The sequence below is a fragment of the Flavobacterium sp. Leaf82 genome (assembly GCF_001422725.1).
Taxonomy (GTDB): domain Bacteria; phylum Bacteroidota; class Bacteroidia; order Flavobacteriales; family Flavobacteriaceae; genus Flavobacterium.
On record NZ_LMMA01000037.1, the window covers coordinates 22,079 to 48,424 of the forward strand.

27 protein-coding genes are annotated in these 26,346 nt (G+C 33.2%); 20 read left to right on the forward strand and 7 right to left on the reverse strand.

Annotated features, from left to right (window positions below; all coding sequences use genetic code 11):
• Positions 1 to 197: 197 nt before the first annotated feature.
• The 6 genes from ASF10_RS23145 (at position 198) to ASF10_RS23170 (ending at position 5,534) form a co-directional block, all read left to right on the forward strand.
• The gene (locus ASF10_RS23145) at positions 198 to 965 is read left to right on the forward strand and encodes a ParA family protein (protein WP_055093355.1); all 768 of its coding nucleotides are present in this window, start codon (positions 198 to 200) and stop codon (positions 963 to 965) included.
• Positions 966 to 970: 5 nt separating this feature from the next.
• Positions 971 to 1,879 (forward strand): ParB/RepB/Spo0J family partition protein, encoded by a 909-nt coding sequence (locus tag ASF10_RS23150; protein ID WP_056254928.1) that lies wholly within the window; start codon positions 971 to 973, stop codon positions 1,877 to 1,879.
• The gene (locus ASF10_RS23155) at positions 1,872 to 2,432 is read left to right on the forward strand and encodes a DUF5683 domain-containing protein (protein WP_056254929.1); all 561 of its coding nucleotides are present in this window, start codon (positions 1,872 to 1,874) and stop codon (positions 2,430 to 2,432) included. Before ASF10_RS23150 ends, ASF10_RS23155 begins: the two co-directional genes overlap by 8 nt.
• A gap of 38 nt (positions 2,433 to 2,470) precedes the next feature.
• Positions 2,471 to 3,175 (forward strand): 4-hydroxy-tetrahydrodipicolinate reductase, encoded by a 705-nt coding sequence (dapB, locus tag ASF10_RS23160; RefSeq protein ID WP_056254931.1) that lies wholly within the window; start codon positions 2,471 to 2,473, stop codon positions 3,173 to 3,175.
• A gap of 63 nt (positions 3,176 to 3,238) precedes the next feature.
• The gene (gene lepB / locus ASF10_RS23165; RefSeq protein ID WP_056254933.1) at positions 3,239 to 4,795 is read left to right on the forward strand and encodes a signal peptidase I; all 1,557 of its coding nucleotides are present in this window, start codon (positions 3,239 to 3,241) and stop codon (positions 4,793 to 4,795) included.
• Between the two features lie 124 nt (positions 4,796 to 4,919).
• Positions 4,920 to 5,534: a WbqC family protein gene (locus tag ASF10_RS23170; RefSeq protein WP_056254935.1), complete on the forward strand. Its 615-nt coding sequence runs from the start codon at positions 4,920 to 4,922 to the stop codon at positions 5,532 to 5,534.
• A 56-nt stretch (positions 5,535 to 5,590) separates the two neighbouring features.
• Here ASF10_RS23170 and ASF10_RS23175 read toward each other — a convergent pair whose 3' ends face one another.
• From ASF10_RS23175 to ASF10_RS23200, 6 genes are all read right to left on the reverse strand, one after another.
• Complete coding sequence (locus ASF10_RS23175; RefSeq protein WP_056254937.1) at positions 5,591 to 6,637, reverse strand: endonuclease/exonuclease/phosphatase family protein; 1,047 nt, start codon at positions 6,635 to 6,637, stop codon at positions 5,591 to 5,593.
• A gap of 18 nt (positions 6,638 to 6,655) precedes the next feature.
• A complete protein-coding gene (locus tag ASF10_RS23180; protein WP_056254940.1) occupies positions 6,656 to 7,519 on the reverse strand; it encodes a rhomboid family intramembrane serine protease in 864 nt (287 codons plus the stop codon).
• A gap of 43 nt (positions 7,520 to 7,562) precedes the next feature.
• Complete coding sequence (locus ASF10_RS23185) at positions 7,563 to 8,312, reverse strand: rhomboid family intramembrane serine protease (protein ID WP_056254942.1); 750 nt, start codon at positions 8,310 to 8,312, stop codon at positions 7,563 to 7,565.
• On the reverse strand, positions 8,309 to 10,225 hold the full coding sequence (gene mutL / locus ASF10_RS23190; protein ID WP_056254945.1) for a DNA mismatch repair endonuclease MutL: 1,917 nt from the start codon (positions 10,223 to 10,225) through the stop codon (positions 8,309 to 8,311). The genes ASF10_RS23185 and mutL overlap by 4 nt, the downstream gene beginning before the upstream one ends.
• Before the next feature lie 164 nt (positions 10,226 to 10,389).
• The gene (ribH, locus tag ASF10_RS23195) at positions 10,390 to 10,962 is read right to left on the reverse strand and encodes a 6,7-dimethyl-8-ribityllumazine synthase (protein ID WP_056254947.1); all 573 of its coding nucleotides are present in this window, start codon (positions 10,960 to 10,962) and stop codon (positions 10,390 to 10,392) included.
• 67 nt (positions 10,963 to 11,029) lie between these two features.
• A complete protein-coding gene (locus tag ASF10_RS23200) occupies positions 11,030 to 11,815 on the reverse strand; it encodes a tetratricopeptide repeat protein (protein ID WP_056254950.1) in 786 nt (261 codons plus the stop codon).
• 401 nt (positions 11,816 to 12,216) lie between these two features.
• Here ASF10_RS23200 and recF point away from each other — a divergent pair, with 401 nt between their 5' ends.
• The 12 genes from recF to ASF10_RS23260 all read left to right on the forward strand — a co-directional run bounded on the left by recF (position 12,217) and on the right by ASF10_RS23260 (position 23,111).
• Complete coding sequence (gene recF, locus ASF10_RS23205) at positions 12,217 to 13,296, forward strand: DNA replication/repair protein RecF (protein WP_056254953.1); 1,080 nt, start codon at positions 12,217 to 12,219, stop codon at positions 13,294 to 13,296.
• 253 nt (positions 13,297 to 13,549) lie between these two features.
• Complete coding sequence (locus ASF10_RS23210; RefSeq protein WP_056254955.1) at positions 13,550 to 14,248, forward strand: thioredoxin domain-containing protein; 699 nt, start codon at positions 13,550 to 13,552, stop codon at positions 14,246 to 14,248.
• A gap of 10 nt (positions 14,249 to 14,258) precedes the next feature.
• Entirely contained in the window at positions 14,259 to 14,939 is a 681-nt protein-coding gene (locus ASF10_RS23215; RefSeq protein WP_056254958.1) for a DUF2461 domain-containing protein, read from the forward strand.
• Between the two features lie 160 nt (positions 14,940 to 15,099).
• Entirely contained in the window at positions 15,100 to 16,158 is a 1,059-nt protein-coding gene (locus ASF10_RS23220; RefSeq protein WP_056254960.1) for a glycosyltransferase, read from the forward strand.
• A 217-nt stretch (positions 16,159 to 16,375) separates the two neighbouring features.
• On the forward strand, positions 16,376 to 17,479 hold the full coding sequence (gene hisC, locus ASF10_RS23225; RefSeq protein ID WP_056254963.1) for a histidinol-phosphate transaminase: 1,104 nt from the start codon (positions 16,376 to 16,378) through the stop codon (positions 17,477 to 17,479).
• A 165-nt stretch (positions 17,480 to 17,644) separates the two neighbouring features.
• Positions 17,645 to 18,658 carry a UDP-N-acetylmuramate dehydrogenase gene (murB, locus tag ASF10_RS23230; protein WP_056254966.1) on the forward strand — a complete coding sequence of 338 codons (1,014 nt, stop codon included), beginning with the start codon at positions 17,645 to 17,647 and terminating at the stop codon, positions 18,656 to 18,658.
• A gap of 76 nt (positions 18,659 to 18,734) precedes the next feature.
• Positions 18,735 to 19,202, forward strand: coding sequence for a GNAT family N-acetyltransferase (locus tag ASF10_RS23235; protein WP_056254968.1), 468 nt, complete (start codon positions 18,735 to 18,737; stop codon positions 19,200 to 19,202).
• 2 nt (positions 19,203 to 19,204) lie between these two features.
• On the forward strand, positions 19,205 to 19,819 hold the full coding sequence (locus tag ASF10_RS23240) for an FMN-binding negative transcriptional regulator (RefSeq protein ID WP_056254971.1): 615 nt from the start codon (positions 19,205 to 19,207) through the stop codon (positions 19,817 to 19,819).
• Positions 19,820 to 19,901: 82 nt separating this feature from the next.
• Positions 19,902 to 21,008 carry a glycosyltransferase gene (locus tag ASF10_RS23245; protein WP_056254974.1) on the forward strand — a complete coding sequence of 369 codons (1,107 nt, stop codon included), beginning with the start codon at positions 19,902 to 19,904 and terminating at the stop codon, positions 21,006 to 21,008.
• The gene (locus tag ASF10_RS23250) at positions 20,999 to 21,550 is read left to right on the forward strand and encodes an RNA polymerase sigma factor (RefSeq protein ID WP_056254977.1); all 552 of its coding nucleotides are present in this window, start codon (positions 20,999 to 21,001) and stop codon (positions 21,548 to 21,550) included. Before ASF10_RS23245 ends, ASF10_RS23250 begins: the two co-directional genes overlap by 10 nt.
• Positions 21,551 to 21,708: 158 nt before the next feature.
• On the forward strand, positions 21,709 to 22,533 hold the full coding sequence (locus ASF10_RS23255) for an energy transducer TonB (protein ID WP_056254979.1): 825 nt from the start codon (positions 21,709 to 21,711) through the stop codon (positions 22,531 to 22,533).
• Between the two features lie 197 nt (positions 22,534 to 22,730).
• Entirely contained in the window at positions 22,731 to 23,111 is a 381-nt protein-coding gene (locus ASF10_RS23260) for a PH domain-containing protein (RefSeq protein WP_055093313.1), read from the forward strand.
• A 66-nt stretch (positions 23,112 to 23,177) separates the two neighbouring features.
• Here the strand turns inward: ASF10_RS23260 and ASF10_RS23265 are convergent, their stop codons facing one another.
• Positions 23,178 to 24,056, reverse strand: a complete 879-nt coding sequence (locus tag ASF10_RS23265) for a M48 family metalloprotease (RefSeq protein ID WP_056254982.1) — start codon at positions 24,054 to 24,056, stop codon at positions 23,178 to 23,180.
• Positions 24,057 to 24,384: 328 nt separating this feature from the next.
• Between ASF10_RS23265 and lipA the strand changes: the two genes are divergently transcribed.
• Positions 24,385 to 25,251 (forward strand): lipoyl synthase, encoded by an 867-nt coding sequence (gene lipA / locus ASF10_RS23270; protein ID WP_056254985.1) that lies wholly within the window; start codon positions 24,385 to 24,387, stop codon positions 25,249 to 25,251.
• Between the two features lie 90 nt (positions 25,252 to 25,341).
• Positions 25,342 to 26,340: a type I glyceraldehyde-3-phosphate dehydrogenase gene (gap, locus tag ASF10_RS23275; RefSeq protein ID WP_056254987.1), complete on the forward strand. Its 999-nt coding sequence runs from the start codon at positions 25,342 to 25,344 to the stop codon at positions 26,338 to 26,340.
• Positions 26,341 to 26,346 lie beyond the last annotated feature (6 nt).

A 26,346-nucleotide genomic window follows, 5' to 3' on the forward strand; every position in this document is an offset into this window, starting at 1 on the left:
GCAGATTTGTTGTTTTTGCACTAAAAAGAAGAATAAATTAGAGGGAATTTTCGTCACTATTTTTGATTCCGGCAGAAATTAAATTCCTCAAAACACGCACCATACAACGATTAATCGAAGTTTCTTAAATGTTAACAAAATAGATTTTCAGAAACCATAAATAATTGTATTTTTACGGTTCAAAATTCAGAAAATAAATGGGCAAAATCATTGCGATTGCTAATCAAAAAGGAGGCGTTGGAAAGACTACTACATCTGTAAATCTTGCGGCCTCATTGGGTGTTTTAGAAAAAAAAGTATTATTGATTGATGCTGATCCTCAAGCAAATGCCACATCTGGCCTTGGGATCGATGTAGAATCTGTTGAGATTGGTACCTACCAAATACTTGAACACAGCCACACCCCTAAAGAAACCATTATTAAATGTTCAGCTGTAAATGTTGATGTGATTCCTGCGCACATTGATCTTGTTGCCATCGAAATCGAATTGGTTGATAAAGAAAACAGAGAATACATGCTTAAAAAAGCATTAGAAAGTGTAAAAGACGAGTATGATTATATCATTATCGACTGTGCACCTTCATTAGGTTTACTAACTCTGAATGCTTTAACAGCAGCTGATTCAGTAGTTATTCCTATTCAATGTGAATATTTTGCACTTGAAGGATTAGGAAAATTATTGAATACCATAAAAAGTATTCAAAAAATACACAACCCGGATCTTGATATCGAAGGATTGTTACTAACCATGTACGATTCGAGATTACGTTTATCAAATCAGGTTGTCGAAGAGGTTCAAAAACACTTTAACGATATGGTTTTTGATACCGTTATTCAGCGAAATGTAAAATTAAGCGAAGCTCCAAGTTTTGGTGAAAGCATCATTAATTATGACGCAACAAGCAAAGGAGCAGTTAATTACATTCATTTAGCTCAAGAAATTATAAAGAAAAACAGCAAATAGTTTTTATGACAAAAGCAATTAAAAAACAAGCCTTAGGAAGAGGATTATCAGCATTATTAAAAGATCCGGAAAACGACATTACATCAGTAGAAGACAAAAATGCTGACAAGGTTGTTGGAAACATTATTGAGCTTGAAATAAGTGCTATAGAAATAAATCCGTTTCAGCCTAGAAGCAATTTTAATGAAGAATCGTTACGCGAATTAGCCACTTCTATTAAAGAACTTGGTGTGATTCAACCTATTACTGTTCGAAAATTAGACTTCAATAAATACCAGTTAATTTCTGGAGAGCGTCGTTTACGTGCTTCCACTTTAGTTGGTCTTACACATGTTCCTGCATACATTCGTATTGCCAATGACAACGAATCATTGGTTATGGCTTTGGTAGAGAACATTCAGCGTCATGACTTAGACCCAATTGAGATCGCACTTTCGTACCAACGTTTAATTGATGAAATTCAATTGACTCAGGAACAAATGAGCGAGCGCGTTGGTAAAAAACGTTCTACGATTGCCAATTATTTACGTCTTTTAAAACTGGATCCAATTATTCAAACTGGTATTCGTGATGGTTTTATCAGCATGGGACATGGTAGAGCAATTATCAATATCGAAGATCTGGACATCCAGACTGATATTTATCAAAAAATTGTTAGCCAGAATTTATCTGTTCGTGAAACAGAAACTTTGGTTAAAAATTATCACGAAAGTTTAAAACCAAAAGTAGAAGGAAAACCAAAAACGGATTCCGGATTTGTAATTAGAGAAACACAAAAAAATACTTTCAATGATTACTTTGGTGCAAAAGTTGATGTAAAAGTCGCTGGCAACGGAAAAGGAAAAATCACAATTCCTTTTAATTCTGAAGCAGACTTTAATCGAATTATAAAATTAATAAACGATAGTGAATAAGATTGTCCCCATAACTCTATTGTTCTTTCTTACAGGAACCGTTTCTATTTTTGCCCAGGTAAAAAAAGACACGGTTTTGATTGTTAAAGACACTAGCCAGTTACAAGAAATAGACCCGCTTACTCCGGCAAAAGCAGCTTTTTACTCGGCAATTTTACCCGGTTTAGGTCAGGCATACAATAAAAAATACTGGAAAATACCTTTGGTTTACGGAGCAATTGGTACAAGTTTATATTTCTATATTGACAATAATAACAAATACCGCGATTATCGTAATGCCTACAAACGAAGACTTGAAGGCTACAATGACGATGATTATCAGTTTCTTGACGAAAGCAGACTTGTTGCCGGACAGAAATTTTACCAGCGAAACAGAGATTTATCAGCATTATTTGTTGTCGGTTTTTATGTTTTAAACATTATCGATGCCAATATTGATGCCGCTTTAATTCAGTTTAACGTAAGCGAAAGATTATCAATGCGTCCGGAAATTTATCCCAACGATGTAACTTTTAGACCAAACGTTGGACTAACTTTTAATTACCAATTTTAAATAGCTTAGGTTATTTGAATACAAAAAATAAATACAAAATGAAAATTGCGCTTTTAGGATACGGAAAAATGGGTAAAGTAATTGAACGAATTGCTTTAGAAAGAGGTCATGAAATTGTTTTAAAGAAAGACGAATTCAGTACATACGACGGACTTTCAACTGCTGATGTCGCGATTGATTTTAGCGTTCCGACTGCAGCAGTAAGTAACATTTCGAATTGTTTTAACAATAATGTACCAGTAGTTTCAGGAACAACAGGATGGCTAGAACATTTTGATGAAATGGTAGCACTTTGCAACGAAAAACAAGGTGGTTTTATATCAAGTTCAAACTTTAGTCTTGGTGTTAATATTTTCTTTGAATTAAATGAATACCTGGCAAAAATCATGTCACAATTTGATTCTTATAAAGTTACAATGGAAGAAATTCATCATACTCAAAAGTTAGATGCTCCAAGCGGAACTGCTATTTCTTTGGCAAAAGGTGTAATCGAAAATAGCAATTATGCAAATTGGACTTTAGAAGAAGCAAAAAATAATACTGAAATTCATATCGAAGCAAAAAGAATTGGTGATGTTCCAGGAACTCATACCGTAACTTACGATTCACTTGTAGACAGTATAGAATTAAAACATACTGCTCACAACCGCGAAGGTTTTGCTCTTGGAGCTGTAATTGCTGCTGAATGGCTTGCTGGTAAAACAGGAATTTACAGCATGAAAGATGTATTAAACTTAAAATAATCTAATTTAAAGTCTAAGGTTTTAACCGATTAACCTGAAACTTGAAACATAAAACAAAAAACTATGACACTATATCTTTGGTTCGTATTTTTCTTAGCAGTACAAGTAATTCACTTTCTGGGAACCTGGAAATTATATCAGGCTGCCGGAAGAAAAACCTGGGAAGCTGCAATTCCAGTTTACAATTCGATAGTTTTAATGAAAATTATTAGTCGACCAACATGGTGGACAATATTACTTTTTATCCCAATTATCAACTTGATTATGTTTCCGGTTGTATGGGTAGAAACTTTAAGAACGTTTGGTAAAAAATCTACTTTAGACACTTTACTAGGAATTTTTACTTTTGGTTTTTATATCTATTATGTAAACTATACTCAGAAATTAGAATATAATGCTACCAGAGAATTAAGACCGCAAAATAAAACTGCTGATACTATAAGTTCATTGCTTTTTGCAATTATCGTTGCAACTTTAGTACACACTTATGTGGTACAACCGTATACAATCCCAACTTCATCTTTAGAAAAATCATTATTAATTGGTGACTTTTTATTCGTGAGTAAAGTAAATTATGGTCCACGTGTACCTATGACAACGGTTGCATTACCAATGGTTCACGACACAATACCATTCTTAAAAAGAAAATCATACTTAAGCTGGCCACAATTGCCTTATTTTAGATTGCCTGCTTTAGAAAAAATACAAAGAGCAGACATTGTCGTTTTTAACTGGCCTGTAGATACGGTTCACTATTTTTATGAGCCAAAAGGAAGACCGGGAGTTATAAAACCAATCGATAAAAAATCGAATTACGTAAAAAGATGCGTTGGTATTCCTGGTGACAGTTTGTCTATTAGAGATGGATTTGTTTTCATCAACGGGAAAAAATTAGTTATGCCAGAAAGAGCTAAACCACAATATTCTTATTCAGTGGCTTTAGACGGAAAAACTTCTATTGATTTCGAATCTTTAATGAAAGAACTTGATATTACTGATGGTGCTTATATTAAAGATCAACAAAAAAGAGATACTATTTATTTCAGAGCTTTGACAGAAGCAAGTGCAGAACGTTTAAAAAATACTCCCGGAATTACTGCTGTAAAAAGAGAAATTGACAGAGGAAACGACAATGCTATCTTCCCTCATATCAAAAAATGGAGCCAGGATAATTTTGGACCAATTTACATTCCGGAAGCAGGAAAAACAGTTGCATTAACGAATGAGTCATTGCCATTTTACAAAGAAATTATTACCAAATACGAAGGCAATACGCTACAATTAGACGGTTCGCATTTCTTAATAAACGGAAAACAAGCTACTACATATACCTTTAAACAAAACTATTACTGGATGATGGGAGACAACCGTCATAACTCTGAAGATAGTCGTTATTGGGGTTATGTTCCTGCAGATCATATCGTAGGAAAACCTGTTTTTATCTGGATGAGCTGGGATACCAACGGAAAAGGAATCAACAAGATTCGCTGGAACAGGGTTTTCACGACTGTTAACGGAGAAGGACAACCACAATCTTACTTTAAGTATTTCTTAATTATTCTTGCAGCTTATTTTGTTGGAGAGTATTTCTGGAAAAAAAGAAAAGAAAATAAAGCATAAAAAAAAATAGTTATTTTTGTTTGCTCCGCCTGTTCGAGCAAGCTCTTGAGTCAGGTTTCAAGTTTCAAGTTCATAAAGAACCTGAGACTTGAAACCTGAAACTTTTAACGTAAAATCAGAAAAAATGAATTCCTTATTACTTCCTACCTATTTTCCGTCGATTAGTCACTTTGCAGTTATGGCTCAATCTGAAAATATTACTTTTGAAATGGAAGATAATTTTCAAAAACAAACCAATAGAAACCGTACTTATATTTATAGCCCAAACGGAATTCAGCTATTGAATATCCCGGTTAAACATTCAAAAACATTACATCAAAAAACCAAAGATGTTTTAATCGAAAATGAATTCGACTGGCAAAAACAGCATTTTAAATCACTGGAAGCCGGATACAGAAGTTCTCCTTTCTTTGAGTTTTTTGAAGACGACATTCGCCCGGTTTTCGAAAAGCAACATACTTTCCTGATGGATTTAAACATGGAAGTTTTAGATATTATAACCAAATGTCTAAGAATGAAGCTAGAGTTTACAAAAACTACTGAATACTTCACAGAAACAGAAAATATTACTGATTACAGAATTTTGGCAAACGGAAAAAAAGATCCTAATACATTCGAAAAATATACTCAGGTTTTTGATGACAAACACGGGTTCATCAATAATTTAAGTGTTTTGGATTTACTTTTTAATGAAGGAAAATTTGCAATGGATTATTTAAAAACCCAAAAACTACTTTAATCTTTTTGTGTTTAAAATTCTAAGTTTCAACAAAACAACCTAAAACTTCAAACTTTTTATTCGATTGAAAGTCTCGCCATTATTGGATAATGATCTGAATTTTCGAAATCAGAAAAGCTTTCAAATTGTTTCACTTTCATTTTACTGTCGGTAAAAATATAGTCAATTCTGGCTGGATAATAACGGAACTTATAAGTAGCTCCAAAACCTTCTCCTGCTTCTTCAAAAGCATCTTTTTGTTTTCCTTTTATACTTCGATATACATATGAAAACGGACTATTATTCATGTCTCCACAAATAATAAACGGGGTTGTACATTTTTTAATATTTTCCTTAAATATTTCGGCCTGTTCTTGCTGTTGCCTGAATCCCTTACTGATTCTGGTATAAATAAGCTGTGATTTTTCCTGATTTACATTATCGATATTATTCGAAATATCTGTTACATCCGGCGAAATCTTAATCGATTGCAAGTGCATATTATAAACCCTGATTACATCTTTACCACGCTTTATATCGGCATAAATTACGTTGTTATCAGAATTTGGAAAAATAATATTTCCTTCGAATATAATTGGAAACTTAGAAAAAATAGCTTGTCCTGTTTTAATCTGATTTCCATCAATAAAAATATAACGATGAGGATACACTTTTAAGTCGATATGAGCTGAATTGGAGTATTCCTGAATACAAAGAATATCAGGATCTTTTTCATCAATAAAAGTTTTTATATTAGACGGAATGTCTTCTCTGTCCAACCACTTAAAAACATTAAAGAGGCGCACGTTATAACTCATTATAGAGAAATCTTTTTCGTCTTTGACATATTCTTTAGCAGAGAACTTATAAAACTTGCTGATAAAGGTGATTCCGGTCAATAAAACCAAACCAGACAAAATAAGGCGCTTTTTAAACTGAATTGCCCAATAAACGAAGAACAATCCATTAAGCACAAAAAAGGCCGGCATAAACAAAGTAAGCACCGATAAAAGCGGAAAACTTTTAGGTGCTAAAAATGGTAAAATATAAATACTAAAAGTTACTACAGTCAGCACTATATTCAAAAAGAACATTATCTTATTAAACCACGAAAGGTTTTTCATATTTTTATGCTAAAAGGATTATTTTCCAGCTTTAAATAAAAACTCTTTTTCTTCTTTTGTCAGACAATCATAACCAGACTGGCTAATCTTGTCTAAAATTTCATCAATTTGTTGTTGCGTTTTATCTTTCGTAACAATTCTTGATGTAACTCTTTCAGTAGGTTTTTTGTAATTTTTATGAACTTTTGTGAATGGGGTCGTAGGGGATTTTTTGAACAGATTTGTAAAAAAATCTAATGTTCTGGAAATGATTTTACTTAAATCTACACCATTTTGAAGCAGTTTAATAAAAATAAATCCAAAAAGAGCTCCGGCTAAATGCGAAATGTGTCCACCGGTATTATCCAGGCGAAACTGCATTAAATCCAGAACTAAAATTACGGCTGTAATATGCCAGAGCTTTACATTGCCAATAAGCAACAAACGTACACTCATTAAAGGCTGATAGGTTGTTACAGCAACCAAAATTGCCATTATCGCAGCAGATGCTCCAACAATAGATCCTGCAATGTTTGAAAAGTAAAAACTCAAAGCAAAAGTAATACCGGAGAAAATTGCACCCAAAATATACAATCCTAAATATTGTTTTTGAGTAAAGAAAGTCAGGAATAAATTGCTTGCAAAATTCAAAACCATCATATTAAACAACAAATGCAGGAATGAGGCATGAAAAAATGCATAAGTCAAAAATGTCCAGGGCTTAAACAAAAACACACTTGGATCTGATGATAAAGCCAGCCAGTTTGGGTACGCAAAACCACCTCCTGAATATTGATAGAAGAATACTAAAGAGATTAGAAAACATGCGATATTCCAATAAATAACACGCATTGCGATACCGCCCAATCTATATTGTAGTTTTAAATCGTCAAGAATATTCATAAAAGCTTTTTTTGGTTTTTATTTGCGATATTAAAATTAAAAATTAATTCCAACGATTACTATTAAACTGATTCTTTTTCCAGTACCACATAATCAAAAATCCAAATAAAGCACCACCAATGTGTGCATAATGCGCTATTCCAGATTCAATTCCCATAAAAGAACTTCCAAAAATACCGAAGAAACCATCAAATAAAAGCATATAAACCGGAACAAAATACTTCGCTTTTATAGGAATTGGTATAAACATGATACCAAGTTCAGCATTTGGAAACATAAAGGTAAAGGCAACAAGCAATCCATAAACAGCGCCGGAAGCTCCAATTACAGTTCCCAAATAAGCTTCGGTAAAATGTTTAAATTCAGAAACAGTCAATATTTGCTGCCATCTTGTATCAATTTTTCCTTCATTTAAAAGCGCAAGAACATCACCTTTATTAAATCCATTTGCCAGTAAAATATTTAAACCATCCTGATAAAAATAATAATTAACAGCAAAATTAACCAAGGCCGCACCTAAGCCACATGAGATATAGAAAAATAGAAATTTCTTTCCTCCCCAAAAATGCTCTAATGTAGATCCAAACGAATAAAGCGCAAACATATTAAACGCAATATGAGCAAATCCTCCATGCATAAACATATGAGAAATAGGCTGCCAGAATTTAAAACCCGGATTTTCAGGAAAAAAAAGCGCCAGATATTCATACGAAACCGGTACTAATTGAGAACCGATAAAGAAAATAATATTAATTATCAATAATTGTTTTACTACGGGAGTTATTTTCATCATAAGGCAAACTTTTTATCTATATCTTCAACACGCATCGTGATGAAAGTAGGTTTTTGAAAAGGTGAAATATTAGGATCTTTGCAAGCAAACAAACCGTTTACTAAATTATCTTGCTCTTTTTCGGTTAAATAAGATCCTGTTTTAACCGCTAAACTTTTCGCCATCGACTTGGCAATTGTATCATTCTGACTGTAACTGCTTGCCGGGATTCCGTCTTGCAAATCACTTAATAATTGCTCTATAACCATCGAAACCTCACTTTCGGTAATATTTACCGGAATTCCAGAAATTACAATATGATCTGTTTGAGCTTCTTCAAAAACAAAACCTGTTGTTTCTAATGAAGGCTTTAATTCTTCGATTAATGTCATTTCATCAGAAGAATAAAACAAATTCAAAGGGAATAACAATTGCTGACTTGAAGCTTGATTTACGGTCATATTCAGCAAAAATTGCTCGTATAAAATACGTTGATGAGCGCGTTGCTGGTCAACAATAACCATTCCGGATTTTATTGGCGAAACAATGTATTTTTTATGAATTTGGTAAGTTCCCTGACTCGCTTGTTCGACCTCGTTATCATTAAACAATGATGAAGTTACTTCTTCATTTTCGAATGTAAAAGGAGAACTTTCTATAGTATCGGTTTCTAAACCTACGTATAAACTTTCCCAGGTTGCCGTGGGTTCTACTCTTTTATTATATCCGGAATATGAATTTGAACCAGATCCTGATCCGGAACTAAAACCGGAACCCGAGCCAGATCCTGAACTCGCTTTAGAATAATGCTGATTGGTTTTATCATCTGTAAACGGATTAAAAGTTCCATCAACCTGAATAGTAGGCGTTTCAGCCTCTAAATCTTTATAATGATATGGCGTATCTAAATTAGCATCGCGATCAAAATCAAGAACAGGCGCAACATTAAATTGCCCTAAACTATGTTTGATCGAAGCTCTTAAAATAGCGTATAGTGCTTGTTCATCGTCAAACTTAATTTCAGTTTTGGTTGGATGAATGTTGATATCAATTGTATTTGGCGGAACCTGCAGGTATAAAAAATAACTTGGTTGCGAACCATCTTTCAAAAGTCCGTCATAAGCCGCCATTACCGCATGATGCAGATAACCGCTTTTTATGAAACGATCGTTTACAAAAAAGAACTGTTCTCCCCTGTTTTTCTTCGCGAACTCAGGTTTACAAACAAATCCCTGAACATTGATAATCTCTGTATCTTCGTTAACGGGAACCAGTTTTTCATTTGTTTTACCGGACATAATCCCAACAATACGTTGGCGATATCCTGCGGCAGGCAAATTATACATTTCGCTGCCATTATGATAAAACGTAAAATGAATATTTGGATGTGCCAAAGCTACACGCTGAAACTCATCCATAACATGGCGAAATTCGACCGTATCAGATTTTAAGAAATTACGGCGTGCGGGAATATTAAAAAATAAATTTTTAACGGCAAATGAAGTTCCTTTAGGTAAAACGGCCACTTCCTGCGAAACAAATTTACTTCCTTCGATTATAATATGTGTTCCCAGTTCGTCCTGATCCTGCTTTGTTTTCATTTCCATATGAGCAATCGCCGCAATAGAAGCCAGTGCTTCACCGCGAAAACCTTTTGTACATAATGAAAATAAATCTTCTGCCTGACGGATCTTAGAAGTTGCGTGACGTTCAAAACACAAACGTGCATCTGTCACACTCATTCCTGCACCATTATCAATAACCTGAACCAATGATTTTCCGGCATCTTTAATAATCAACTTAATGTCAGTTGCTTTAGCATCAACAGCATTTTCTAACAGTTCTTTTACAACTGAAGCAGGTCTTTGAACTACCTCTCCAGCGGCAATTTGGTTAGCAACATGATCAGGAAGTAATTGAATTATACTCGACATTAAGAAAAAATAATTAAAAGGTTAAGGTTTAAATTTTAAAACCAAGAGGTACAAATTTAATGAATTTCTCTTGGCTTTTAGAATAAGTAGCGTCATAAAAAAAACAAAAAAACCTGTACTATCTTACACAGTACAGGTTTTAATATTTTTAAAACAAATGTGTTTTACTCTTTATCAATTTTTTTTGGAGTTTCTTCTATTTGGATTGCTCCAGAAGACAATAAAGGCTGATTAAATGGGTGCGACATCGAAGCTTGTTGGCGGATATATGCCATTTTGATTGCTGCAATTGCCGCTTCAGTTCCTTTGTTTCCGTGAATTCCTCCACTTCTGTCAATTGACTGTTGAATGTTATTATCTGTTAATACACAAAAAATAACCGGAACATCAGTTTGAACATTTAAATCTTTAATTCCCTGAGTTACGCCTTCGCATACAAAATCAAAATGCTTGGTTTGTCCCTGGATTACACATCCAATTACAATTACTGCATCTACATTTTGTGTTTGCAACATTTTCTTTGCACCATAAATCAACTCAAAACTCCCCGGAACATTCCAGCGAATAATTTGTTGAGCCGGAACATCACAATCTGTAAGCGCATCAAAAGCGCCATTGTAAAGTCCTTCAGTTATAGTTTCATTCCACTCAGAAACAACAATCCCAAATCGAAAATCTTTCGCATTTGGGATCGTGTTTTTATCGTATTCTGATAAGTTTTTATTTTCGGTAGCCATCTGTATATTTTAAATTTTTAAATTCTCAAATACAAATCTACAATCTTAAATCTAAAATCTAAAATTATTATTGCGCTAATCCAATCAATGCATCAACAGAAGCTGCTTCAGGAGTTGCATCGTAGTTTTCTTTAATATCTGTTAAATACTTCAAAGCGTCTTCTTTTTGACCTAAAGCCAAGGCAGCTTTACCAGCTTTTAATAAGAAACGAGGAGTTGTAAAATCATTTTTATTAGATTCTGCAGCTTTTACATAATAGTCTAAAGCTTCTTTTTGTTGGTTTTTTTGAGAATAAGCATCTCCAATACCACCAATTGCCAAAGCATTAACGATAGCTTCTTTAGATTTAAAGTTACCTAAGTATTTTATAGCTTCATCAAATTTACCTGTATTTAAATATGCCATACCAGCATAATAATTCGCTAAATTTCCTGCATCAGTTCCAGAATATTCATCAGCAATTTTTACGAATCCAAATTTACCTTCAGAACCGTTCAATGCTAATTTATATAATGAATCGCTAGCTACACCGTTAGTCGCTTTATCAAAATTTTGTTGAGCAACAAACATTTCACTTGCAGCTTCGTCTTGTTTAGGAGCTTCGATAAATTTTTGGTAAGCCAAATATCCAATAGTAGCAACCGCAATACCAGCAACTAAACCAATAATGATTTTTTGATTTTTAGCAACCCAATCCTCAGTTTTTGAAGCAGTTTCATCTAATTTAGAAAAAACGTCAGCTGTAGTACTGTTTTTTCCATCAAGAATTACTTGTTGTTCTTCATTGACAACTTCTTCTTTAACTTCCTTTTCCTTTGGTGCTTTATATCCTCTTTTATTGTAAGTAGCCATTTAAAATTAATTTAGTGAACGGCAAAAATAAAATTTTTATTGAAACTAAAGCAAAAAAAAGTAAATTTATATCCATTTTAAAAAAATAATTCACTAAACAGCATCTTCTTTACATTTAAAAGCGAAATAAATTGCCCTGAAATCCGCTAAAAGCCTAATTATTTGGATATTTTTGGTAATTTTGCATCCTCAAATTTTTGCTATCAAAAACATCCTTTTTCTTCTGCTTTTATTATAATTTTAGTCCTGGATTTTACAAATTATCACAGATTTTATAGCAATACGATTGCAACTATGTGATAAATGCTTTAAATCTTTTAATCTCTGACAGAAAAACTTAATAAATAAAAGAAACATTTATTTTCTAAAGCATTAAATTTGCCCTTACAGTCCCTTAAAAAATGTATTTAAACAAAATTTCCTTATTCAATTATAAAAATTTCTCAGAAGTCAGTTTTGACTTTGACCGCAAGATCAATTGTTTTGTTGGTAAAAACGGAATTGGAAAAACCAATGTACTTGATGCAATTTATCATTTAGCTTACGGAAAAAGTTATTTTAATCCGTTGGCGGTGCAAAACATCAAACACGGAGAAGAGTTTTTTGTAATTGATGCTGAACTGGAAAAAAACGACAGAACTGAACAAATCGTCTGCAGCTTAAAAAAAGGACAAAAGAAAATATTAAAAAGAAACGGAAAAGCTTATGACAAGTTCTCCGATCATATTGGGTTTATTCCGCTGGTTATTATTTCGCCTGCTGATCGTGATTTAATTGTTGAAGGAAGCGAAACACGCCGTAAATTTATAGATAGTGTAATTTCGCAATTAGACTCGACTTATTTGCATCAGCTTATTCAATATCAAAAAGTTATTGTACAGCGAAATGCATTGTTGAAGTATTTTGCTTTAAATCATACTTTCGACAATGATACCTTATCTATATATAATGAACAGTTGAATAGTTTTGGGAAATCGATTTTTGAAAAACGAAAAGATTTCCTCGAACAATTTATACCTATATTTAATGTACATCATCAAGCGATAACCGGATCTGAAGAAACGGTGCAACTCGTTTATGAAAGTCATTTGTATGATAAAGATTTACTTACCCTTTTACAGGAAAACATCAATAAGGATCGTGCACTGCATTATACAAGTGTTGGAATCCATAAAGATGATTTGTCTTTTGAAATTGATTCACATCCAATAAAAAAATTCGGGTCACAAGGTCAGCAAAAATCATTTTTGATTGCTTTGAAATTGGCTCAGTTTGAATTTCTAAAGAAACAAAGCGGTGTAAAACCCCTTTTATTATTTGATGATATTTTTGACAAACTTGACGAAACGCGGGTTGGTAAAATTATCGAAATGGTCAATACCGAAACTTTCGGGCAGCTTTTTATTTCAGATACACATCCGGAACGTACCGAAGCAATTGTAAAATCCACACATCAGAGTTATAAGATATTTAATTTGTGATTTTTTTTGCAATGTTTTTTTTGCCACGAATTTCACGAATTAGCACGAATTATTTTCTTGTTATGCGCTAAAAACTTGTGATTTCTCCCTTCGGTCGAAATGACAAAAAAGATGAATATGGTAATTAAAACCATTTAAAAATTTGCGCTAATTCGTGAAATTCGTGGCAAATCTTTTTTTATTTCACTTTCTATTAAGAGTTCAAAATTGAAAAATCATTACTTTAGCAATACCATTTCTAAAATTTAATCCCATGAAATTCCACAAAATTTTATTCCTGATTATTTCAACTGTATGTATTTCCTGTAATGAAAAAAAAGCCAGTTCTGTTGAATCTATTTCTCCAAAAGAATTTGCAGAAAAAATTAAAACAAGCGATCATCCACAAATTTTAGATGTTCGAACTCCGGATGAATTTGAATCTGATCATATAGAAAATGCCAAAAATGTAAACTGGAATAGTGCAGATTTTGAAACAAAAGCAGCAGCTCTTGACAAATCTAAACCTGTTTTTGTGTATTGCCTTAGCGGAGGAAGAAGTAAAAAAACAGCAGCAAAACTAAGCGAATTAGGTTTTACGAATGTTTACGAATTAGATGGTGGTTTCCTGAACTGGAACGAAGAAGGATTTGGAATTCCTGCAGAAGCAGAAGCCGGAATGTCTATGAATGATTTTAATGATTTATTAAATTCAGACAAAAAAGTTCTCGTAGATTTTTATGCTGTTTGGTGTGGACCATGCAAGCAAATGGAACCCTTTCTTTTAACCATGCAAAAAGACCTGGCAGACAAAGTAACTATTATTAGAATTGATGTTGATAAAAATAAAACATTGGCAACTCAGCTAAAAATTGACCAATTACCAACAATTGTATTATACGAAAACAAAGCCGTACAATGGAAAACAACCGGCTTTATCAGTGAAAAAGACTTAAAAAAACAACTGCAATAAAACACAGAATATGCTAACGAAAGAATCATTGCAATTTTTAGACGATTTAAAAAAGAACAACAATAGAGATTGGTTTCAGGACAATAAAAAGCGATACGAGATCTTCAAAAAAGATTATCACCAATTGGTAAGTGATTTTCTGGATGCAATGAAACCGCTTGATCCGTCATTAGAATTATTAGAAGTTAAAAACTGCACGTTTAGAATCAATCGTGATATTCGGTTTTCTAAAGACAAATCTCCTTATAAAGCGCATTTGGGTGTTTGGCTTTCATCTGGAGCAAAAGGACAAAATCGTTCCGGATATTATGTCCATATTGAAAAAGGCGCCAGTTTTATTGCCGGAGGATTTTATTCTCCAGATCCGGATCAATTAAAAAAAGTCCGCAAGGAAATTGCTTTTTTCCATGAAGATTTAGAAGCAATTTTAAAGAACAAAGACTTCAAAAAAGAATTTGGAAGTTTAGATTTCGATGAAAACAATTCACTTAAAAATCCGCCAAGAGGTTATGAAAAAGACCATCCGGCAATTGATTTTTTAAAATTGAAAAGTTTCACGGCAACTCAAAAATATGACATCTCAGAAGTTACTCAAAAAGACTTTGTAGCCAAAATGAGCAAAAAACTAATCGCTTTAAAATCACTAAACGAGTTTATTAATCGCGCATTAGAAACAGAAGACGAGTTCTAAAAATATCGCCACGAACTTCACGAATAAACACGAATTAATTAGTGGGAATTTGTGAAATTCGTGGCAAAAATTAAAACGAATCCGTTAATGCTTAGTTAGCCACAGATTAATAATTCTTTAAAATCTTTTAATCTGTGGCAAAAAAAATTAAGTTTGCCGAATGAAAAGAAGAAAAATACTTTTTCTGGGAGAATCCTATCGTGCAGACGCGATTACGTGGATGAAAGGTTTGAAAGAATTTGGCGATTTTGAAATTTGCACATGGGAACTTCAAACACCAAACAACTCAAAAATCAACAGGTTCAAGCGTATTTTAGAATACCTGTTCTCTCCTATTTCTATTCGCAAAACAATAAAACGAGAAAAACCGGATATGGTTATTGCCGAAAGAACCACCAGTTATGGTTTTCTAGCTGCAATTTCAGGAATGCATCCTATTGCAATTGCGCAACAAGGCAGAACTGATTTATGGCCGGAAGGTTCTGTTTTATTACCCTTTAAAAAAATTATTCAGAAACATGCTTTCAAAAAAGCTGATTTAATTCATGCCTGGGGACCTGTTATGACGATTTCGATGAAAGCAATTGGCGTTGATATGAACAAAGTTTTGGTAATCCCAAAAGGAATCGATTTATCGCTTTTTTCTTCTTCAATCAATAATTCGAACAAAATCGAAGCTATTGTTACGCGATCTTTACAACCGGAATATCGTCATGATTCTATCTTAAAAGCGGTTGCCATTTTACACCAAAAAGGAATCGATTTTTCGTTGACAATTGTTGGCGACGGAACAAGATTGCAATCTTTAAAAGATTTAGCAGCAACATTACAAATAAAAAATAAAGTAATTTTTACAGGAAGAATCCCAAATACAGATCTTCCAAAATTACTCCAGCAATCAAACCTATATATTAGTATGCCAATTACCGAAGGAGTTTCGGCTTCTTTATTCGAAGCAATGGCTTGCAGTTGTTATCCTGTAGTTTCAGACATTCCGGGAAATCAAAGTTGGATCAATCATCGCGAAAACGGACAATTAATAGAAATTGACAATATCGAAATGCTCGCTAACGAATTGATTTGGAGTTTTGAAAATGCTGAATCAAGAAATAATGCCATTATTAGAAATAGGAAGTTTGTCGAGGAAAATGCGAATTATGATATTAATATGAAGATTATTTCAGATAAATATCATGAGTTGCTGGATTCTCGAAAGTAATTTAACCGCAAAGGGCGCTAAGCTTTTATCTCTCCAAACTTAAAAAAACCAAAGTTCGCAAAGCTTTATCAATACAAAGCTTTGCGAACTTTGTGTTTTTAATCAAATCACGTACTATAAACTTTGTGCACTTTGCGGCAAAAAACTCATCTGCTAGTAACTTTCCTTCAATTCTAACGACTTACTATTAAATCGTTTAATTTAATCCAAAAAAGATATGAATAATAGAAGAAACTGGTTAAAAAAGGTAAGTTTAGGCGCAGTAGGATTAAGTATAATCCCATTTGAAACATTTGCAAATTCTCCGGCAGAAGATTACATTTCTTCTACTTTAGACAAATCTCCTATTTTATTACGATCAAACGAAAATCCTTATGGTCCGTCTCCGTTGGCGCGAATTGCTATGACCAAAAGTGTAAATAATAGCAATCGTTATGGCTGGAATTTTTATCCTGAATTAATTGCTGCTATTGCTAAAAAAAACAATGTTTCCGATAATAATATTTTGCTTGGCGCCGGTTCAACAGAAATTTTAGATCTGGTTCTTCAATATTCAGCTTTAAGCAAAGGCAATTTTATAATGGCTGAAACTACTTATAATTATTGGACAGATCCTTCTGAAAAATTAGGATTAAAAAAAATCACCGTTCCCTTAACCAAAGACAAAAAACATGATTTAACAGCAATGTTGAAGGCAATTGACTCAGACACAAAAATGATTTATATCTGTAATCCCAACAATCCAACAGGCACAATATGCGAGAGAGAGGAATTGGTGTCTTTTATAAAAGAAGCAACAAAAAAAGCAATTGTTTTTGTTGATGAAGCTTATATCGATTTTACAAAAGAACAATCATTAAGCGATCTTGTGCTTGAAAATAAAAACTTGATTATTACTAAAACTTTTTCAAAAATGTACGGTTTAGCGGGCGCACGCGTAGGTTATGCTGTTGCGAACTCTGCAACAATCAATGAAATTAGTATTTTAAAATCATCGCCAAACCTGACCATTACCGTTGTTTCTACAGCTGCTGCAATCGCATCATTAGGCGATCAAAAATTTATTCAACAGGTTTATACTGCAAACGAAGAGGTTAAAAAATATACGATTGATCAACTTAAGCAACTCAACTTAAGTTGCATTCCGTCTTATTCGAACTTTGTTTATTTTTCATTAGATAATTATAAAAAAGATTACTTTAAACAATTAGAAGACCATAATATAATGGGAACAAAGATTTATGAAGAAAGCGGAAAATGGACCAGAATCACGATTGGCACCATGAAAGAAATGCAGCAATTTATTGAAGCTATAAAATAAAAGTCCCTAAAACGATTTATTTCTTTTTTCACATATTTCTATTATTTTATTATTTGTTATTTTATTATTTGTTATTTTATAGAAAATCTATTCAAATAAATTATAATCCTTACTTTTGAGCTCAGAAATATCCCGAAATATCGGGACTTAAAAAGCCTTTTATTTATGGAAATCCAATCCAATTTTTCTTTAAAAAACTACAATACTTTTGGCATCGAAGCTAAAGCGAAACAATTTGTCGCTGTTCATTCTGTAGATGAATTAAAAACAATTTTGACAGCAAACAAAAACGAGAAAAAATTTATTTTAGGCGGAGGAAGTAATATGCTTTTAACTAAAGATATAGACGCTTTGGTGATTCATATTGATTTAAAGGGTAAAAAGATCATTAAAGAAGATGATGATTTTGTCTGGGTAGAAAGTCAGGCTGGAGAAACCTGGCATGATTTTGTTCTTTATACGATTGATAACAATTTTGGCGGTTTAGAAAACATGTCATTGATTCCCGGAAATGTAGGTACAACTCCCGTTCAGAACATTGGAGCTTATGGAACCGAAATTAAAGACACTTTTGTTTCCTGCGAAGCCATAAATATCGAAACTCAGGAAATAAAAACATTTATAAATACGGAATGTAATTTTGGATATCGCGAAAGCATCTTTAAAAATGAAGTTAAAGATCAGTATATCATTACATCTGTAGTTTATAAACTAACGAAACGCAATCATAAAATAAATACTTCATACGGAGATATTACAGCTGAATTAGCCAAAAATAATATTACAACACCAACTTTAAAAGATGTGAGTAATGCCGTAATTGCGATTAGACAAAGCAAATTACCGGATCCGAAGGAACTGGGAAATAGCGGAAGCTTTTTTAAAAATCCGATTTTATTAAAATCCGATTTCGAAAAAATCCATCAAAATTTTCCTGAAATGAAATTTTATGAAGTTTCTGAAACCGAAGTAAAAGTTCCTGCTGGTTGGTTAATTGAACAAGCTGGTTTTAAAGGAAAACGTTTTGGCGATGCCGGAGTTCATAAAAATCAGGCATTGGTTTTGGTAAATTACGGAAACGCAACCGGACAGGAAATTTTAGCCGTTTCGAGAGACGTTCAAAAAACTGTTTTCGAAAAATTTGGAATTCATATCGAAGCCGAAGTGAATGTGATTTAAAAAATGTTTAGTGCCAAATTGCACAAAGTATCACCAATAAATTAGTGCCTACAAAACATCAATCGTCTTTTCTCAAATGAAAGAATCTGTTTCCATACAAATCACAAATCCTGATAACGAAAAAGCTTTGGCGATCACAGAAGAATTGTCAGAAAATCTTTATCTTCGTTTTGGAAGTGACGGAAAGAATTCTTTTCAGGATTGGGAAAATGAAAATTCAAAATTTGTATTTGTAGTAGCTGAAATAAATAATGAAACGGTAGGTTGCGGAGCAATCAGACCAATAGATAAAAATACTGGAGAAGTAAAACGAATGTATTCTAAAGTTGCCGGAAAGAAAATTGGACAAACGATTTTAGCATTTTTAGAAGACAAAGCAAGATCTCTTGGATATTTGAATTTAGTACTGGAAACACGTGTTAAAAATGAAAGTGCCGTTCAGTTTTATCAAAAACAAGGTTATAAAGTAATTTCGAATTACGGAAAATATACAGATCGACCGGAAGCAATTTGCCTGGGGAAATCTTTAAATCAAAATTTATAAAAATGTATACTCCTAAAATATACAAAGACGAAGATCCGGAATCGATCAGAACTTTTTTGAAAGAAAATAGTTTTGGTATTCTGATCAATCAAACTCACGGAAAATTATGTGCAACACATATCCCGATAGAACTTGAAATTAATGCTGAAGGAAAAGAGATTTTGCAAGGGCATATTTCCAAACTTAATCCGCAAGCTGAAGGTTTTGCAGAAAACGATCAGGTTCTGGCTGTATTTTCTGGTCCGCACAGTTATATTTCATCTTCGTGGTACGATCATGAAAATGTACCAACCTGGAATTACATAGCCGTACATGTTTATGGCCGAATTAAAATTGTTGATTTGGACACCTCAATAGAACAGCTTAAAAAACTGGTCGATAAATATGAAGCCGGCTCAGAAAATCCGGTTCGTGTTGAAGATTTATCAACTAAAACAATTCGCGAGGCAAGAGGAATTTTTGGTTTTGAAATTGAAATCGATGAAATTCAGGCAACTAAAAAACTATCTCAAAATCGCGATGATCACAATTATAAAAACATAATCTCTGAATTAGAAAAAACCGAAAACCCTCAGGCTATTGCTGTTGCGAAAGAAATGTCGAAATGCCGAAAGTAAATTGGCTTTAGCCATTGAAATCTAGGAATTCATAAGTACATTTGCACGCGCAAGATTCAGAAATTAAAAGACATTAAAACAGATGCTTATAACTTTATTTTACTTCTTTATTGCTATTGTTTTTATCCAGGTTTTCTATTATTTAGGAATTTTTGGAAAATTTGCTTTTGGTAAACCACAAGAGATTACATCAAAAAAACTTCCTGTTTCAGTAATTGTGTGCGCTAAAAATGAAGAAGAAAACGTTAAAAAGTTTATTCCGCTTTTAGCAGAACAAGATTATCCTGACTTCGAAATTGTTTTAATTGACGATGCTTCAAGCGATGAAACCTTAGAAGTTTTTGAGCAATTTGAGCAACAATATCCTAATATTCGTTTGGTAAAAGTACAAAACAATGAAGCTTTTTGGGGTAATAAAAAATATGCTTTAACATTAGGAATCAAAGCTGCTAAAAAAGATTATTTACTTTTTACGGATGCTGATTGTTATCCAACTTCAAAAGAATGGATTACGGCAATGACTTCGCAATTAACCATGAATAAAACAATTGTTTTGGGATATGGCGGATATGAAAAAATCGAGCGTTCTTTATTAAATAAAATTATTCGTTTTGAAACTGTTTTAACAGCTGTACAATATTTTTCATGGGCAAAATTAGGACTTCCGTATATGGGAGTTGGACGAAATTTAGCGTATAAAAAAGAAGAGTTTTTTAATGTAAATGGTTTTATAGAACACATTCAGATTCGTTCAGGCGATGATGATTTGTTTATCAATCAGGCTGCAAACAAAAGCAATACAACAATATCTTATACACCTGAAAGTTTTACGTATTCTAAACCGAAGGAGACTTTTGGTGAATGGTTTACTCAAAAAAGAAGACATATTTCTACTGCTGAACATTATAAGTTTTTTGATAAAATGCAGTTGGGACTTTTTTTCGTTTCACAATTATTTTTCTTTATCTTAGTTATAGTATTGTTAGCTTTCCAGTTTCAATGGATTGCGGTACTGGCTATTTTAGCAACACGATATACTGTGGCATGGACTGTAATTGGATTTTCGGCTGGAAAATTAAAGGAAAATGACCTTAAAGTATGGTTTCCTATTGTAGAAATCGCGCTTATATTCACGCAAATTAATATCTTTATAACTAATATCTTTTCAAAACCAGTATATTGGAAATAAATTCTAAAATAGAAAAAGCAAAAAAGGGCGATCAAATCGCCTTTACTTTTTTATTAGATTATTTCTGGAATGAAGTGTACGGCTTTATGCTTAAGCGTACTGAAAATGAAACTACTGCCGAAGATATCACTATTGAAACCTTCTCGAAAGCTTTTGACAAAATAGCTTCTTATAATCCTGAATTTCAATTCAACACCTGGTTAATTGCCATTGCAAAAAACGTATACATTGATTTATTGCGTAAAAAGAAAACCAATCTTTTTATAGAAATCACTGATAACGAAGACCAACAGGCTTATAATATTGCCGACCCTACTCCATCAGCTGAAGATGCTTTGATTAAAGAGCAAAATCTTTCACGCTTACTACAATGTATTAAAGAACTCAAACCACATTATCAGGAAGTAATTCACCTGCGTTATTTCCAGGAAATGACTTATCAGGAAATTTCTGTTAAAATTAATGAGCCTTTGAGCAATGTAAAAGTAAAATTACTTCGAGCTAAAAAATTATTAGCAGAAATCATCGAACGTAATAGATAATTTATTATCTTTAGATAAAGAATAACATTTTATTCACTTTATTCTTAAAAAAGTAAATTATTCACACATTAAAACTGCAATGTTTCTTTTTGCAGCTAAACCCAAAAAAACCTTATTGCTTATGATTTAACGTTACTTAACCTTAAAATCCATAAAACATGTCTAAATCAAGTATCTACGAAGCAAGCTGGACCAATCTTGTTTTCGAAAACAAAAACAAAGAGTACGGCGCGTATCAATTACGCCAGGAAAATTCAAAAACCACTATTACGGCTCTATTTATGGGTTTGCTATTGTTAGCAGCTTTGGGAAGTGTATCAGTATTAATTAACAAATTTAGGGTACAGGAACCTGTAGAAGAACCACAAGTCTTTACTGATCCGTTTACTCCTGTAGACATGACTCCAATTCCTGTCGAACCGGTAGCTCCAGAGCCAATTGCGCCTCCACAACAAAGCGCGCCTGCAGCAGCTGCAGTTGGTACTCAGTTATCTAATCCGGTTGTAGCACACGTAGATCAGGCTATTCCTGAAATTGCTACTAACGCGAACAACACAACTGGCGTAGAAAATCCTACAGGAACAGGTACTGCTGTAAATGCAATGCCAACTACTGGCGGAGGAGATGGCGAAATTGTAAATGTTGCACCAATAAGTAACGATCCTGTAATTCCAGCACTTTTAGACAAGTTGCCAGAATTTCCGGGAGGAATGGCTAAGTTCTACACTTTTGTAGGTAACAATTTCAACAGACCAGAACTTGATGCTGAGAGAACCTTAAAAGTTTATGTTTCGTTCGTAGTAGAAAGAGACGGTTCACTTACTGACATAATGGTAAAAAACGATCCGGGTTACGGAATTGGAAAAGAAGCTGTAAGGGTTCTAAAATCACTAAAAACAAAATGGATTCCCGGAGTTTTAAACGGGAAAGCAGTTCGAACTGCCTATAACCTTCCAATTACTATAAAAACGGAAGTAGAATAATAAAAATAGAAAAGCAGAATCTCGGTTCTGCTTTTTTTATGCTTTTAACTGAACCATCAAGCGATCAGGAAATAAGAAGTTTTAGTTTAATTTTTCTCAATCTCTTAAGGTTAGAAAATCAATATTATTTTTAATTTTAATTACTTTTACAACACCGAAGAGGTAAATTCAGATCTATTAAAATTAAAAACTAAAAAATGGGAATATTTTCAGCTATTCTTGGCAACGCCGGTTCAGTAAGTCAGGAAGATTTAATTAAAAAATACGGACAACTTTTGACTGATAACGAGGAAATTGAAATGGGTTTTAAACTAATTCGTGATACTTTTATCTTTACCAACAAAAGATTAATTCTTGTTGATGTACAAGGAATAACAGGAAGCAAAACCGAATATAAATCTATCGCCTATAAAAGCATTACTCGTTTTAGCGTAGAAACGGCAGGAACTTTTGATCTTGATGCCGAATTGAAAATTTGGGTTTCCAGCGAATTACAACCTAGTATTGTAAAACAGTTTAATAAATCTGTAAATGTTTACGATGTACAAAAAGTACTGGCTTTTCATGTTTTAGGTTAATCTGTAAAATAAAAAACCCGACAAATTTCTCAAAACTTGTCGGGTTGTCTTTTATATCAAAAACTACTATTTCTTTTTAGTTGTTGTTTTTTTCGTAGTGGTTGTTTTCTTGGTTGTAGTTTTAGTTGCTACGGGAGCAGTATTTACAATTTTCTGTTGCACATAAGCTTTATACAAACCATCTTTTTCTGCTCTTTTCTTAGCATCTTCGGCTCTTTGTTTTGAATCCGGATGCGAACTCATCATCTGATCGATAAATGAAGCTTCTGCTCCTTCGCTCATTTTAGCCAAAATTCTAAAAGCAGATTCTTCGGCGTTTACATTGTAACCATTCTTTTTCAGAAAATCATACGAAAACAAATCAGCTTCGGATTCTTGTTTACGGCTAAATTTACTATCGATTATTGCACTTCCTATTTTACCTAATTGACTATCTGTAACACTGGCAATTGTAGCAGATTGTGAAGCTGCTCCTTCTAACAAAGCTTCTTTTCTATAAGCTGCTTTAATTGCATCTCTTGAATCATTATTAGCAACGTGACCAATTTCGTGACCAATTACTGCAAGTAATTCATTATCATCCATGATATCCATTAATCCAGAATATACACGAACACTTCCGTCTGCAGTTGCAAAAGCATTCACTTCTTTTAATTTATAAACTTTATAGTTTAATGTATATCCGTCTCCGGCAGTATATTTTCCAAATACTCTGTTAAGTCTCAAAGTATAAGGATCTGTTGCAGCTGCAACTTCATGCTCAGCATCCATTTTATCTACTGCAGCTTTAGATAATGCCGCAGCATCAGCATTACTAAAAGTAAAACCAGACACACCTTTCTGAACAGCTCCAATGGCTTTTTCGCCAAAATTAATCTGCGCATTCATTTTAGTAAAACCAAAAGTGGCAAACAAAACTCCCAGTACAATAAATTTCTTTTTCATGTTTTATATTATTACAATTTAATAGCAAATGTATTACAATGTTTACGTATTTCTATTTCAATTAAATTCATTTTCTAACAAATAAAGATATAAATTTTAAACGAGTAAAAATCAGGCTTCTGCTATAATTATCTCTCTTAATCAAAATAACAAACAAAAACGATTAAATTTTGCCTTCATACTAATTTAAAACCAATAATTTAACACGACAATAAAGTTATCTTTAAAATAGGTTTTTATAAACTATCACAGATCAATACCAAATTAAATCTTAAACGAATCTACAAATAAACTACATTCCTTATCTTTGTACTTTGAATATTGATATATGGAAACAGTCGTTGAAAATGTCCCACTAGGAAAACCTAAATGGTTAAAAGTCAAACTTCCAATTGGGCAAAAATATACTGAACTTCGTGGTTTAGTCGATAAATATAGCTTAAACACCATTTGTACCTCAGGAAGCTGCCCAAATATGGGTGAATGTTGGGGCGAAGGAACAGCAACTTTCATGATTTTAGGAAACGTTTGTACACGTTCATGCGGATTTTGCGGTGTAAAAACCGGAAGACCTGAAACGGTAGATTGGGACGAACCTGAAAAAGTAGCCCGTTCTATAAAAATCATGAACATTAAACACGCTGTAATTACAAGTGTTGACAGAGATGATTTAAAAGACGGTGGTTCTATTATCTGGATTGAAACTGTAAAAGCAATTCGTAGAATGAACCCAAACACAACTCTTGAAACGTTAATTCCTGATTTTCAGGGTATCGAAAGAAACCTGGATCGTATTGTAGAAGCAAATCCTGAAGTGGTTTCGCACAATGTTGAAACGGTTCGCCGATTGACTCGTGAAGTACGTATTCAGGCAAAATATGATCGTAGTTTAGAGGTTTTACGTTACCTGAAAGAAAAAGGAATTAACAGAACTAAGTCCGGAATTATGTTAGGTCTTGGAGAAACTGAAGAAGAAGTTTTTCAGACTATGACAGATTTACGCAATGCAAATGTTGATGTTGTTACAATTGGTCAATACTTGCAGCCAAGTAAAAAACATTTACCCGTAAAAGAATTTATCACCCCGGATCAATTTGCACGATACGAGAAATTTGGTCTTGAATTAGGTTTCCGTCATGTCGAAAGCGGGCCTTTGGTTCGTTCTTCCTACAAAGCACAAAAACATATTTTATAAAAAGGTTATTTGTTGAACTGTTTAATCGTTTAATCGCACCGGCAATTAAACGATTAAACAGCTGAACGATTAAACAAATAAACAAAAAGATTGAAAACAAGAATTGCTATTAATGGTTTCGGAAGAATTGGCAGAAATTTATTCCGTTTACTTTTAAACCATCCTGAAATTGAAGTCGTTGCCATAAACGATATTGCCGATAACAAAACCATGGCACATTTGATAAAATACGACAGTATTCATGGGGTTTTACCTTTTATCGTGAGTCATGACGAAGAAAGTATAATTGTTAATGAAAAACATTATTTATTTTTTCACGAAAAAAAGATTTCAAATCTGGACTGGAAAAGTCATAATATCGATTTTGTAGTAGAATCTACGGGAAAGTACAAAACGCACGAAGAATTAAATGCACATATTGAAGCCGGAGCAAAAAAAGTAATTCTTTCTGCCCCATCAGAAGTTGATACGATTAAAACAGTCGTTCTGGGAGTTAATGAAAATATTCTTGACGGAAGTGAAAACATAATTTCCAACGCAAGTTGTACAACAAATAATGCCGCTCCGATGATAAAAATCATCGATGAATTGTGCGGAATCGAACAAGCTTATATAACAACGATACATTCATACACAACAGACCAAAGCCTTCACGACCAGCCACATAAGGATCTACGCCGTGCGAGAGGTGCAAGTCAGTCAATTGTTCCAACAACTACAGGTGCAGCTAAGGCATTAACGAAAATTTTTCCTAAATTGCATGAGAAAATCGGTGGTTGCGGAATTCGAGTTCCTGTTCCCGATGGTTCATTGACAGATATTACGTTTAATGTAAAACGTGCTGTTACAATTGAAGAAATAAATAAAGCATTCCAAAAAGCCTCAAAAACAAATTTAAAAGGAATATTAGATTACACAGAAGATCCAATTGTTTCTGTTGATGTAATTGGCAATACACATTCGTGTCTGTTTGACGCGCAACTAACTTCCGTTATTGATAAAATGGTAAAAGTTGTGGGTTGGTATGACAACGAAATTGGCTATTCATCAAGATTAATCGATTTGATTTTGCTTGCAGGAAAAACATAGGATTCA